Source organism: Acinetobacter sp. L-24, assembly GCF_056857555.1.
The window spans coordinates 1-13,378 of sequence record NZ_JBSXNI010000015.1 but is presented as its reverse complement, the minus strand read 5'-3'; the positions used below and the strand labels follow the sequence as shown (position 1 = coordinate 13,378).

General features: G+C 39.9%; 10 protein-coding genes and 2 pseudogenes. 9 read left to right on the top strand and 3 right to left on the bottom strand.

Annotated elements, in window-relative coordinates; all coding sequences use genetic code 11:
* Nucleotides 1–348 (top strand): NAD(P)H-dependent oxidoreductase (locus AC13CK_RS00740; RefSeq protein ID WP_482830887.1); only part of this gene is annotated, 348 nt, incomplete at its 5' end.
* Between the two features lie 167 nt (nt 349–515).
* Nucleotides 516–1,605: pseudogene (locus AC13CK_RS00735) on the top strand (ArsO family NAD(P)H-dependent flavin-containing monooxygenase).
* Nucleotides 1,606–1,932: 327 nt separating this feature from the next.
* On the opposite strand, the gene feoB reads toward AC13CK_RS00735, so the two are convergent.
* Genes feoB through AC13CK_RS00720 form a run of 3 tightly spaced genes read right to left on the bottom strand, consistent with a single transcriptional unit; the run spans nt 1,933 to nt 5,304 of the window.
* The gene (gene feoB, locus AC13CK_RS00730; RefSeq protein WP_482830886.1) at nt 1,933–3,762 is read right to left on the bottom strand and encodes a ferrous iron transporter B; all 1,830 of its coding nucleotides are present in this window, start codon (nt 3,760–3,762) and stop codon (nt 1,933–1,935) included.
* On the bottom strand, nt 3,752–4,012 hold the full coding sequence (locus tag AC13CK_RS00725; protein WP_004665962.1) for a FeoA family protein: 261 nt from the start codon (nt 4,010–4,012) through the stop codon (nt 3,752–3,754). The genes feoB and AC13CK_RS00725 overlap by 11 nt, the downstream gene beginning before the upstream one ends.
* An 11-nt stretch (nt 4,013–4,023) precedes the next feature.
* Nucleotides 4,024–5,304 carry a cation efflux transmembrane domain-containing protein gene (locus AC13CK_RS00720; RefSeq protein WP_005105969.1) on the bottom strand — a complete coding sequence of 427 codons (1,281 nt, stop codon included), beginning with the start codon at nt 5,302–5,304 and terminating at the stop codon, nt 4,024–4,026.
* Nucleotides 5,305–5,394: 90 nt separating this feature from the next.
* Here AC13CK_RS00720 and cadR point away from each other — a divergent pair, with 90 nt between their 5' ends.
* From cadR to AC13CK_RS00685, 7 genes and pseudogenes are all read left to right on the top strand, one after another.
* Nucleotides 5,395–5,787: a Cd(II)/Pb(II)-responsive transcriptional regulator gene (cadR, locus tag AC13CK_RS00715; RefSeq protein WP_004281856.1), complete on the top strand. Its 393-nt coding sequence runs from the start codon at nt 5,395–5,397 to the stop codon at nt 5,785–5,787.
* Nucleotides 5,788–5,929: 142 nt separating this feature from the next.
* Nucleotides 5,930–6,340 (top strand): hypothetical protein, encoded by a 411-nt coding sequence (locus AC13CK_RS00710; RefSeq protein ID WP_034671369.1) that lies wholly within the window; start codon nt 5,930–5,932, stop codon nt 6,338–6,340.
* A gap of 49 nt (nt 6,341–6,389) precedes the next feature.
* A complete protein-coding gene (locus tag AC13CK_RS00705) occupies nt 6,390–7,757 on the top strand; it encodes a TolC family protein (RefSeq protein ID WP_004781067.1) in 1,368 nt (455 codons plus the stop codon).
* 1 nt (nt 7,758) lies between these two features.
* Nucleotides 7,759–9,009 carry an efflux RND transporter periplasmic adaptor subunit gene (locus AC13CK_RS00700; RefSeq protein ID WP_482830885.1) on the top strand — a complete coding sequence of 417 codons (1,251 nt, stop codon included), beginning with the start codon at nt 7,759–7,761 and terminating at the stop codon, nt 9,007–9,009.
* Nucleotides 8,999–12,157, top strand: coding sequence for an efflux RND transporter permease subunit (locus tag AC13CK_RS00695; RefSeq protein WP_482830884.1), 3,159 nt, complete (start codon nt 8,999–9,001; stop codon nt 12,155–12,157). The genes AC13CK_RS00700 and AC13CK_RS00695 overlap by 11 nt, the downstream gene beginning before the upstream one ends.
* Before the next feature lie 86 nt (nt 12,158–12,243).
* On the top strand, nt 12,244–13,143 hold the full coding sequence (locus tag AC13CK_RS00690; protein WP_482830883.1) for a cation diffusion facilitator family transporter: 900 nt from the start codon (nt 12,244–12,246) through the stop codon (nt 13,141–13,143).
* Nucleotides 13,144–13,300: 157 nt separating this feature from the next.
* A pseudogene (locus tag AC13CK_RS00685) lies at nt 13,301–13,378 on the top strand (IS6 family transposase); the annotation flags it as partial.

Sequence of the window (13,378 nt, the reverse complement as noted above, 5' to 3'; positions counted from 1 at the left end):
GCAGGAGGGGCAATCCGTGCTACCCAAGGTAAAACTCTTGCCTTGATGCAAGTCAGTGGCGGATCACAGTCATTTAACAGCCTGAACCAGATGCGTATTTTGGGGCGGTGGATGCGGATGATCACCATTCCAAATCAGTCTTCAGTTCCAAAAGCTTTTTTGGAGTTTGAAGAAGATGGACGAATGAAACCTTCGGCTTTCTATGACCGGATTGTGGATGTGATGGAAGAGTTATTTAAGTTCACCCTACTGACTCGTGGACAAAGCAAATACCTGACAGATCGTTATTCTGAACGCAAGGAATCGGCTGAAGAGTTGTCCAAGCGTGTAAATCAGCGCAGTTTATAAATGCTGGATGGTATTAAATACTGCGCCTCATTGCCAGGTCAGTAACACTTTTATGCTGTACCGATGAAGTGCTGTTAAAGGTACAATGAATATTGTAAAAACCCACTCTTCATGATTGGGTTTTTACATTAAAGAAGTCAGAGATAAATAAGGAAAAGGTGAAGGCTTTGAACCAGAAACAGACTGAAACTGATGTGATCATTATCGGTGGTGGGCAGGCCGCTTTATCTACCGCTTATTTTTTAAAGCGCAAGAAAATCCCATTCATTATATTGGATGAGCAAAATCAAGCGGGGGGGTGCCTGGCTGCATACCTGGGAGTCATTTCGTCTTTTTTCTCCTAATACCTGGAGTTCTCTATCCGGTTGGATGATGCCCATCACTGAACAGACCTATCCAACACGAAATGAGGTGATCCAGTATTTATCGGCTTATGAACAGAGATATCAATTTTCGATTGTTCGTCCAGTACATGTCGATCGTGTGGAATCGAAGGGAAAGTATTTAGACGTATATGCTGGAGAAAAGTTTTGGCGAGCCAAGGTGGTGGTCAGTGCAACAGGGACATGGCGCCAGCCGTTTATTCCTGATTATCCGGGACAGGAAAACTTTCAAGGCACGCAGTTACATTCAGCCCATTACCTGAATGCAGATTCATTTAAAGATAAGAAAGTCATCGTGGTGGGTGGGGGGAATTCGGGCGCGCAAATACTCGCTGAGGTTTCACAAGTTGCTGAAACCATTTGGGTCACAAAAACTCCGCCTCAATTTTTACCTGATGATGTCGATGGTCGAGTACTGTTTTTAAGAGCAACTGAGCGTTTAAAAGTACAACAAGAAGGAAGAAAAGTTGACCAGCCAATAGGTGGCCTAGGTGATATTGTGATGATCGATAGTGTCAAAGAGGCAAGGAATAGAGGAGTCTTACATAGCCGTCCACCTTTTCAATCTTTAGCTACAGATGCAGTTATTTGGCCAGATGGAAAAAAAGAGAAAATTGATGTGATTATTTGGTGTACTGGATTTAAGGCTTCATTAAATCATCTAAAAAGTATAGATATAGTAGAGCGAGATAACTTTGTAGAAGTTCAAAATGGAAGGTCTATTAAGTTACCTAACTTGTGGTTAGTTGGATATGGAGATTGGACAGGTATGGCATCTGCAACATTAATTGGCGTTTCTAGAACAGCGAGAGCTACAGTAGATGAGATCTTCACTTATCTACAAGAAATTAATACTAAAAAATTTTCAGAATAATTATCCATATCGAGTATAAGAATTTTAGAATCGGTTTTGTGTCTAGGCTACTGGGAGCATTCCAATATTTTGATTATTATTTCACTAAAAGTGTCTACAAGATCATGCTCTTCATTAAGCCATAATTTTTGATATTTAAACCTAATTTCATGAATTGCACTAAAAAGAGGGAACTCTTTCATAATTTATAATTAAATTAGAAGTTTTCTTAGGAAGCTGTTTAATATTATTGATATCTATACAGTTTTTCTTGTAAAAGCGCTTCATTTATAGTGAGTATTTCAATAAAATAAGGGAGCTAGCTCCCTTATTTTATTCATTTGCTAATTAAAGATTACTCGCAACTTGATATGTGATGAATGAAAAGATGTAGGCTAATGCAAACAAATAAGTTGCCATAATGATGGGCTGTTTCCAGCTGCCAGTTTCTCGTCTAATTGTTGCTAACGTAGCAAGACAATGGGGAGCAAAAATAAACCATACCAATAATGATAAACCTGTGGCTAACCCCCATCCATCCGGGCCTGAAATTTGACTTAACAGACTTTGAGTTACTGTATCTTCATCACCTGACATCGCATAAATCACCCCAAGAGCAGCAATTACAACTTCCCTTGCTGCCATAGCAGGAATGAGTGCAATACATATTTCCCATGTAAACCCAATAGGCGCAAATATAGGATGAATTAAATGCCCTAACTGACCAGCTAAACTATAGTTAATGGCCGGCATGGTTGCATTATCTGGTGGTTGAGGGAACGTGACTAGCACCCATAACAAGATAGACAGCGCAACGATAATGCCACCAACTCGTTTTAAGAAAATAGTTGCCCTATCATATAAGCCTAATGCAATATTTCTAATATCTGGAATTCGGTATGTGGGAAGCTCAAAAATAAAAATACTTTCAGTTTTATCTTTTCGAACCAACTTCAGAAAGAGTGAAACTAATAACGCTGAGACTATTCCCGACATATAAAGACCAAAAAGGACTAATCCTTGCAGACTTAACCAGCCGTAGATTAATTGGTTCGGAATAAATGCCGCGATCAATAAAGCATATACTGGCAATCTTGCTGAACAGGTCATCAAGGGTGCAATCATAATTGTTGCTAATCGGTCCCGTTCAGAGCTGATACTTCTGGTTGCCATAATTCCGGGAATGGCACAAGCAAAACTGGATAGCAGAGGAATAAATGAACGGCCGCTAAGCCCGGCTTTAGACATTAATTTATCTAAAAGAAATGCTGCCCGGGGTAAATAGCCTGACTCTTCAAGCATTAAAATGAAGAAGAATAAAATCAAAATCTGAGGCATATATGCAAGCACGCTACCTGCACCAGCAATTACCCCATCGACTACCAAGCTTTTTAATAGAGGATGTTGGATTAGTGGTCCAATAAAATCACTGAGCCATACGATAAAATTTTCAATGAATTCTATAAAAGGTGTTGCCCATATAAATACCGCCTGGAACATCACAAACATGGTTAAAGTTAAGATTACTAAACCTAATACAGGATGTAGAAAAATTTTATCTAGAAATGCGGTTCTTTTATCACCATTGTCATTATTTAAAATAACTTGTTTGGTGATTTGTTTGACCTGTTCAAAATGACTTAATTCAGAATGATAAGGAGTAATAAAAAGATTTTTTTGATCTAATTGATTAATTAAATCTTGAATTCCTTTTGTTTTAACTGCGACAGCTTCAACTACAGGGATACCTAACAGTTGAGACAGTTTATCCTTATCAATGGAAATACCACGCTTTTTGACCTCATCCATCATATTTAATACAAGAATCATAGGGCGATTTAAAGCACGAACTTCGAGAACCAAGCTCAAATGTAAGCTTAAATTTGTGGCATCTACGACGCATATAAAAATGTCGGGTAGAATTTCACCTTTTAGCTCGCCCAAACAAACTGCCCTGGTGACTTCTTCATCTAAACTACTAGGTTTTAAACTGTAAGTTCCGGGTAAGTCCAATACTCGTATTGCATCACCAGAAGGTAAGTTAAAAGAACCTTCTTTTCTTTCTACGGTAACCCCAGCATAGTTGGCAACTTTTTGTCGCGTACCAGTAAGTGTATTAAATAAAGAGGTTTTTCCGCAATTTGGATTACCGACTAATGCAATATTCTTAATCTTCATTGGATACTAACTCTACAAAAATTCTTTCAGCTTCATTCTTTCTTAATGCGAATCTTGAAGTTTCAATCTGAACTAAAACAGGATCTCCGCCAAAAACACCTTTAGCGAGTACTTGTAGAGTTTCACCCTCTCTAAAACCTAATAGTTGGAGCCGTTCCAATACGGGATCAGTGGTATGACTGTATTGATTACCTTTTTTGAGATCTCTAATTTTGACGATCTGATTTTGTTTAACTTGAAATAGATTCATTTTCGATACTCTTACTTCAAAGCCAAAATCTTTCGAGCACCATTAAGCACGAATAAAGAAACCAGGATGCCAATGATTAAGTCTGGATAAGCTGATCCCGTCCACGCCACGAGTACACCGGCAAATATAACGCCCATATTTACGACAACGTCATTCGCCGAGAAAATCCAACTGGCTTTCATATGTGCGCCATCTTCTCGATGACCAGAAATAAGATATAAGCATGTCACGTTAGCTATAAGTGCGAGCAGGCCAATAACAATCATGAGCGTTGATTCTGGCTCGCTTCCAAACATGAATCGTCTAATGACATCAATAATCACGATGACAGCAAGTAATAACTGAATCCAACCTGCGAAATGGGCTGCTTTCACTTGATATTTCGCAGCTTTTCCGACGGCATATAGCGCAATACCATAAACGGCTGCATCGGCAAACATATCTAGAGAATCAGCAATCAATCCTGTAGACGCAGCAATAATTCCGCTGATGAATTCTATAAAGAAAAGTAGAGCATTAATGCCTAATAACAGTTTAAGTACTTTAGCTTGTCTCACAGGATCAGGTTCATTAGGTATATCGCCTGAAGAAAGCTGTGTTTCATCAAGTTTCGCCCCAAAACCCAGTCCTTCAAGTTTGGCCGTAATTTGCTGACTCCCTTCATTATGGAAGACTTTCAGTTTTCGATTGGGAAGATCAAAAGTAAGACCTTTAACTGCTTCAATATCTGCAAGAGCCATACGGACCATTTGCTCTTCAGCAGAGCAATCCATTTTAGGAATGGTATAGGTACTTGTTTGCTTAGCCTGTTGATTGCTTATATAAGTTTCAGTCTTCACAAGCTTTGCACCAAAACCCAAAGCTTCAAGTTTGGTAGTTATATTTTCATCTTTTTGATTATGTAGAACCTTTAAAGACCGGTTAGGTAAATCAAAGATGAGTTTTTGAACACCATCAATTGAAGATAGCGCCATACGAACCATCTGTTCTTCCGCAGAACAATCCATTTTGGGAACTAAGTATTCACTCATGTAGTGCGAATTTTTTAAAACGTCTTCAGTGCTTAAATTTTCTTTGGGATCAGAACCACAACAGGATTGAGCGGTATCTTCACAACTGTTTGAAGTGTTACAGCAAGGAGATGAAGATTTTTCTTCTTCCTCTTCACCACAACAGCTAAGCGTATTATTACAATTCTTTGAATTGTTTGCTTCTGCAATTGATGGATGATTTTCTTGTTGAGATTTCTTATCTTTGCATGGTGTTTCTTTACTACATCCACAACCACTCATAATTATACCCATTAAAAAAATTTATAAACTTTGAATATTAGAATCCCTATAGTTACTATAGAGTCAAGATTTTTTGGAAATACCAACTCAATGCATTTAAAAATTGGTGAACTCTCTAAAAAAACCTCATGTTCAGTATTAACAATTAGGTTTTATGAAAAGGAAGGTTTAATTCCGGAACCCGAAAGAACGGAAGGAAATTACCGCCTTTACGATATAGGCTATGTTGAGCGAATTAAGTTTATTTTGAATTGCCGAACTTTAAATATGAGTTTGAATGAAATTCGTCAATTACTCACCTATAAAGATAATCCCAAGAAAAATTGTTCAGATGTGAATGAATTAATTGACTTACATGTCAGTGCTATCAGAGAAAATATAATCAAGCAACAAAAGCTTATTGAACAATTATCTGATTTAAGAGGTACTTGTGATGGCTTATGTACAATTGACCAATGTGGAGTTCTAAAAAATCTAGCTTGATTATCTAGACCTATGCTTTTTTCAAAAATTCTGTATATCTTTACTTAAGGCTGCAAAAAGTTTAAGGTTACTCAAATTCTGTGATCAGATCTTTGATAGATCTGGACAGCTTCTTATTGGTGTTTTAAATACAGATTTGTGTATGAAGAGAAAAACATTTCTAATCCAGATATTGGTACTCTTATTCACATTCCAGAATATTTGGAGTGTGGCAGAGGCTGCGTGTCTGCATGAAATGCCAAACATACCCAATTCAATACTCTCTAATCCAATCGATTTAGACGAAAAGAGTGATAGTCCTAGTCAAGCACTTTATTCCTTAGAAAACTATAAAGAAATCTATGACTATTGTCAGAAGGTTTGTTTTAACGAAAAGTGCAGTCATTTCTCAAATACAATCGTGATTCAGATTGACCCACCCGATGATCTGAAGCTTAAAGCTAATTTTGAGACCGGCATTACCCCAACTTATTTGGGAATAACTTTTTATAAACCCCCTTATCTGAATCAATTAACCCCGCCTCCCGATTTGCCCCTACTATTGGTGGGGTAGTCTTATAAAAGCCCACCACTCCTAATTTCATTATGCGTGGGGCATTTTCATGTCAAAAAACAAATTACATCAGGATACCTCCATCCTGAATTTATCCTGGTCAGCCTTAGGTAGCGGTATCTTGCTATCTGCAATGATCAGCTTCAGTACTTCCGTAGTCGCCAGTACTCAAGATTTAACGCTGCAGCAAGCTATTGAGCAGGTTAACCAATATCAAGCGTCCCAAAATTTCTGGGAAACGCAAAATAGTATTAATGCCACGAATCTTCAGCAAAGTAAGCTGTTTAAAAATCCTGAATTGTCAGTTGAACAAACGGGCTTTGGTTCAAATAATGAAAAAGAGCTTGCCATCGGTATATCACAACCTTTGGATATTTTTGGTGAGCGAAGAGCAAACCAAAAATTAGCCAGTCTCTCAATAGATAAAACAGCGCTGAAACAGAAGATTTATCAAGCACAAATTGAGCTTGCAGTGAAATATGTATGGTCGCAACTGGCCATTGCCGAACTTGAAAAAAACATTGTCAATGAACAACTTCGGGTGAGCGAAGAAAACCTTCAAGCAATCGAAAAGCGCTTTAATGCAGGCAGTATCGCGCAAGTAGATGTGAATCGCGCACGTTTAAGTCATGCTGAAAATATCCGTCTTTTTAGACAGGCCGACTTACAGGTACAAGTGGCAACCCAACAATTATCAAATTTATGGGGAACCTCTGATAAGTCATTGAAGGTAAACCTCTCTTCGCAAAAGCTTTGGCCAAAATCGACTCATGGGCAGGTTCAAGAATATTTAGCGGATAACTACATTGAGAAATATCGGATTTTACAGGTGTTAGAGTCTCAAGCAACGGTTGATCAGCTGAAAGCAAAGTCACGTCCTAATCCTACTTTAAACCTGGGCGTTAACCGCACCCAATCCTTGGATAACTCAACACAAAATCAACTGGTGGTTGGAGTCAGTGTACCGCTCAATATTTTCGATCGTCAGCAAAATGGCATAAAAATCGCGCAAGAAAAAATGAACTTATTAGAGCGTCAGAAAGACTTTTATCTAAAGCAAAATGCGCTGCAAATAGGCACGATCTTAACCGAGTTGCAGGGTTTAGAGCTTCAATTCAAAGTCGTTGACGAGACTCAAATTCCTTTGGCGACTCAAGTTCAAAGTAAAACTTTACAAGGTTTTCTGGCAGGAAAGTTTGCTTTAACCGATGTTCAGCAAGCCACGCTTCAATTACAAGACATCCGTCTACGTAAAGTCCAGTTGTTACGGGAGGGCTGGCAAAAGGCCATTGAAGCAGAAAGTTTGAGCTTAGGCATTAGCCCAAGTGAAGTCATGTCGAAAGATGCTATTGCACAAATCAATCAAAACTTATGGCAAGACATACAGGCCATGCCTGTCATTGGTGGGGGAAATTAACATGTTCGATCTTAAAAACAGCTTAAAAAAACAGAGCGGAAAAATCTCTCAACCTCTACTGATTGGTTTTGTCATCGGCGCAACCGTACTCCTCAGTATTTTCTTGATCTTGTCGGGTAAGAATAAATCTGAAACATCAGATGAACATGCAGAGGAAGAAGGCGCAGAGGAACATGGAAGTGAAGAACATGGCGGTGAAACCGAAGAGCATGCAGAAGGCGTGAGCCTGACGGCCAAGCAACTGGTGGAACAGGGCATACAGTTATCAGCGGTCGATCAAGGTCCGGTGGTTAAATTAAGTTCTTATCCTGCCAAACTGAATGTGAATACGGATCAGCAAGCGCATGTCTCACCGAGTTTTAGCGGTCATGTAGAAAATGTTTATGTAGAACTCGGCCAAAAAGTTCAGAAAGGGCAGCCTTTGGCTACATTGCTTGTTCCTGATCTAGTTGATCAGCAGGCCAATCTTAAAATTGAACAAACCAATCTGGAACTGGCGAAACAAGACTTTGAGCGTGAGCGTCAATTGTGGTCACAGGGTATCTCAGCAAAACAGGACTATCAACGTGCTTATAACAGCTATAAACGGGCACAAATTCAGGTTCAAGCGGCCCAATCACGTTTAAGTGCATTTGGTGCAGTGAATGCCAGTAACGGACGCTATATTTTGAAAGCTCCCATTTCTGGCGTGATCAGTAAAAAGGATTTGGTTCTCGGGGAAAATGTTCAGTTAGCCGATCAACTCTTTACGATAGACCGGTTAGATCAACTCTGGCTTGAGTTTATTGTTCCAAATTCTGAAATTATGGGCTTAGCCCCGAATCAAAAGATCGAATTTAAATCCTTGCAAACGGAAAAGGTCTATCAGGCTGTTATTCAGACTTTAAATACTGAAGCGGATATTCAAACAGGCCGTCTTCAGGTGCGAGCAAAAGTTGAATCGAATGCAACCGAATTACGTCCAAACTTGATGGTGAACGTACAGTTGCAACAACGGAGTGAAAGTACCGCATTACGGGTACTTAAGTCCGCAGTTCAGAATGTCGATGGAAAAGATGTGGTTTTTGTCGCCACTCAGCATGGACAAAAAGTTGAATTCAGTCCGCAACCGGTGAAATTAGGGCAATCGTCTGGGGATAGCCAGTGGATTGAAGTGGTAAATGGGCTTAATCAGGGACAAAAATATGCAGCTCAAGGCAGTTTCTTACTGAAATCTGAGATGGAAAAAGGAGAGGCTTCACATGAGCACTAAAAGCCCTCACATTCCAGACCACGAATCGGTAAAACCTGAAGGGCTGTTTGATCGGCTGATCCAGTTTTCTATCCATAACGCCATTTGGATTATGCTGTTTATTGCAGCCTGGATTGCTATTGGTATTTATAGTTATCAAAAGTTACCGATTGATGCTGTACCAGATATTACCAATACTCAGGTGCAGATTAACACTTCAGCCAATGGTTTTACGGCTTTAGAAATGGAACAGCGGATTACATATCCAATCGAGAATGCCATGTCAGGCATGCCGAAAATGGAACAAACCCGTTCGATTTCACGCTACGGCTTATCGCAAGTGACCATCATTTTTGAAGATGGCACGGATATTTACTGGGCCAGACAGCTTATCAACCAGCGCTTGCAAGAAGCAATGGGAGAAATGCCTGAAGATGTGCAACCTAACATGTCGCCTATTTCGACAGGTTTAGGTGAAATCTATCAATGGGTGATTAAAGCCGAACCAAATGCTAAAAAGCCGGATGGAACCCCTTATTCGGCGATGGATTTACGTGAAATTCAGGATTGGATTGTAAGACCGCAATTACAGCGCGTAAAAGGCGTTGCTGAGATCAACAGTATCGGTGGCTTTAATAAAACCTATGTGGTTGCCCCTGATCTGAACCGATTGCAACAATTGCAAATTCCTTTGTCTGATTTACAAACTGCCTTAACAGAGAATAATGAAAACCGTGGTGCTGGCTATATTGAGAAAAATGGACAACAGCTAACGGTTCGTGTTCCCGGCACTTTAAACACGATTGAAGATATCCAGAACATCAGTATTGCCAATAAAAACGGCTATCCGATTCGGGTGGCAGATGTCGCCAATGTCTCAATTGGTCATGACTTAAGAACAGGGGCTGCAACCTATAATGGTGAAGAAACTGTATTGGGTATTGCCATGATGATGATGGGAGAAAATAGCCGTACCGTTGCTCAAGCCATTGATGAAAAGGTGCAATCGATCCAGCAATCGCTACCTAAAGGTGTGGTGATTGAGACTGTGTATGACCGTACGCATTTGGTTGATCGGGCGATCAAAACCGTTCAGAAAAATTTGATTGAGGGTGCAATCCTCGTCATTGTTATTTTATTTCTCTTTCTAGGTAATTTCCGTGCTGCGCTGATCACGGCTTGCGTTATTCCACTGTCAATGCTGTTTACCTTGACGGGAATGGCAGAGCAGAAGATTAGTGCAAATCTGATGAGTTTAGGGGCACTGGACTTCGGTATTATTATTGATGGTGCAGTGGTTATTGTAGAAAACTGTATCCGTCGGCTAGCAGAAGCTCAGAAGCTGAAAGGTGGTTTACTTAGCCGTTCTGAAAGATTTAAAGAAGTCTTCTTGGCTGCAAAACAGGCGCGTCGTCCTCTGATTTTTGGACAGTTAATTATTTTGGTGGTTTATCTACCTATCTTTACCCTGACGGGTGTAGAAGCCAAACTTTTCCATCCTATGGCAATGACTGTTGTACTGGCTTTAATTGGGGCCATGATTTTATCTGTCACTTTTGTGCCAGCCGCAGTTGCCCTATTTGTCACTGGAGAAGTCAAGGAAACCGAAAGTCGCTGGATGCATTGGCTTAAAACCAAATATGAACTGCTTTTAGATAAAGCCTATGAGCTTCGTTTATTTGTGACTATTGTGGCTGCCTGTATTTTAGTGCTTACGGGCGTGCTAGCCACTCAAACAGGTAGCGAGTTTGCACCTCAACTGGGTGAAGGTGATTTTGCTGTTCAGCAAATGCGTTCCCCAAGTACAGGGTTAGAACAGTCACTGAGAATGCAGGAAAATACTGAAAAGTTACTGTTGAAAGAATTTCCTGAAATTAAAGCGATCTTTGCCCGTACCGGTACAGCAGAAGTGGCCACAGATGTTATGCCACCCAACATTTCAGATGGCGTGGTACTGTTAAAACCTCATGATGAATGGCCTGATCCAAAACAAACGATTGATGAGCTTCGCCAAAGAATGATTACTTTCTTAGCGACATTGCCGGGAAATAACAGTGAGTTCTCGCAACCCATTGAACTGCGCTTTAACGAGTTAATTTCAGGGGTGCGAAGTGATGTGGGTGTCAAATTATTTGGTGATGACATGGAGATTCTAAATCGCGAAGCGAATAAAATTTCTCAAAAAATTAACTCAATTTCAGGCGCGACAGCCGTTAATGTAGAACAGACCAGTGGCTTACCCTTGTTGAATGTAGAGGTGGATAAGTCCAGAGCTGCACAATATGGCTTGTCGGTAAGAGCAATTCAGGATCTGGTAGCTACAAGTGTCGGTGGCCAGAATGTTGGAACAATTTTACAGGGAGACAAGCGTTTTGATTTTGTCATCCGTCTAGATGAATCCCAGCGTAGTCCTGAACAGTTAGCGCTACTTCCTATTCAATTGCCGAATGGTGGTTTAGTCCAACTGCAAGATGTGGCACGCGTTGAAAATATCCTGGGTATTAATCAGGTCAGCCGTGAAAATGGTAAACGTCGAGTGGTTATTACTGCAAATGTAGAAGGACGTGATTTAGGCTCATTCGTAACAGAGCTTCAGAGCACGTTATCCAAACAGGAATTACCAAGCGGTTATTGGATAGATTATGGCGGTCAATTTCAAAATCTGATGTCTGCAAAAGCGCGTATGCAATTGGTGGTTCCGCTCGCATTGTTGACGATCTTTATTTTATTGATGGCTGTATTCCATAATATCAAAGAAAGCTTACTGGTCTTTAGTGGTGTACCGTTTGCCTTATGTGGAGGCTTAATCGCGTTGTGGTTGCGTGACATTCCATTATCCATGTCAGCAGGGGTTGGCTTCATTGCACTATCGGGGGTGGCTGTACTGAATGGCTTAGTCATGCTCACCTTTATCAAAGAGTTGCGACAACAATATGACCTTTATTATGCAACGTGGCAGGGTGCAATTTTGCGTCTTAGACCTGTGCTGATGACCGCTTGTGTGGCGTCCCTTGGGTTTGTCCCGATGGCTTTGGCAACCGGAACTGGGGCAGAAGTACAGAGACCTTTAGCAACAGTGGTTATTGGAGGAATTATCTCCTCTACCCTGCTTACATTGGTTTTATTGCCCGTACTGTACCGCTGGATGAATGAAAAGAAAGTTTCTTAATCCAATAGATTAGTCGATTTACAGCAGAGATATTGGCTGTTATCCAATATCTCTGCTCATCATAAATAGAATAAGGAAAATATTTTATGTCAGAACATCATGATCATAGCCATGCGGTTGTTACTGAAGAAAATAGTAAGAAGTTAATGGTTGCCTTAGGTTTAACGACTACTTTTTTAATAGTAGAAGTTGTCGCTGCTTTTATTACCCAAAGTTTGGCTTTGTTATCTGATGCAGCTCATATGTTTACTGATGTAGCCGCTTTAGCTATTGCTCTTGCCGCTATCAAAATTGGTAAAAAAGCCGCAGATGATAAAAGAACTTTTGGCTATCAGCGATTTGAAATTTTAGCGGCTCTGTTTAATGCGGTGATGCTTTTTGTGGTAGCAATATATATTGTATATGAAGCTTATCAACGTTTTACGAACCCTGCTGAAATTCAAAGTGTTGAAATGATGATTGTCGCGGTCATTGGTTTGGTCGTAAATTTGATTTCAATGAAAATCCTTTCTGCTAGTGCTGAAGGAAGTCTAAATATAAAAGGTGCATATTTAGAAGTTCTTAGTGATGCTCTAGGATCGATAGGCGTGATTATCGGAGGAATAGTTATTTATTTTACCCAGTGGATGTGGGTTGATACCGTAATCGCTGTGTTAATTGGCTTCTGGGTCTTACCTCGAACTTGGATTTTATTAAAACAAAGTATTAATATTCTGCTTGAAGGAGTTCCTGATGAGATTGATATTGAGTCGTTAAGAAATGATTTATTGAAGCTAGAGGGCGTTGAAGGGATTCATCAGTTGAAAGTCTGGGCTATATCCTCAAAAAATATTCATTTAACTGCTCATTTGGTTGCTCCGAATAGCAATACAGATCAACTCTATCAAAAGGCCTTAGAAGTTCTAAAACATAATCATAATATTACTGAAATTACGTTACAAATAGAAAGTACGGAATGTAATACATTGGAACAGCATAAACATTAAAGTGCTGCTCTTTCTACATAATGGACAGATGACTAGGCTGATAAACCTTACCATTTTCCTGTATTACACTTCTATTTATCACACGCACTTTAAACGGCACTGTTGCAAATAACCACGAATGGTAAGCTGAAGACTGTTTTAGCTAAAGGTGCAGCATATGAATCCTTTCCATGGTCGGCATTTTCAGGGCGAAATCATTCTTTGGGCTGTGCGCTGGTATTGTAAATATGGCATT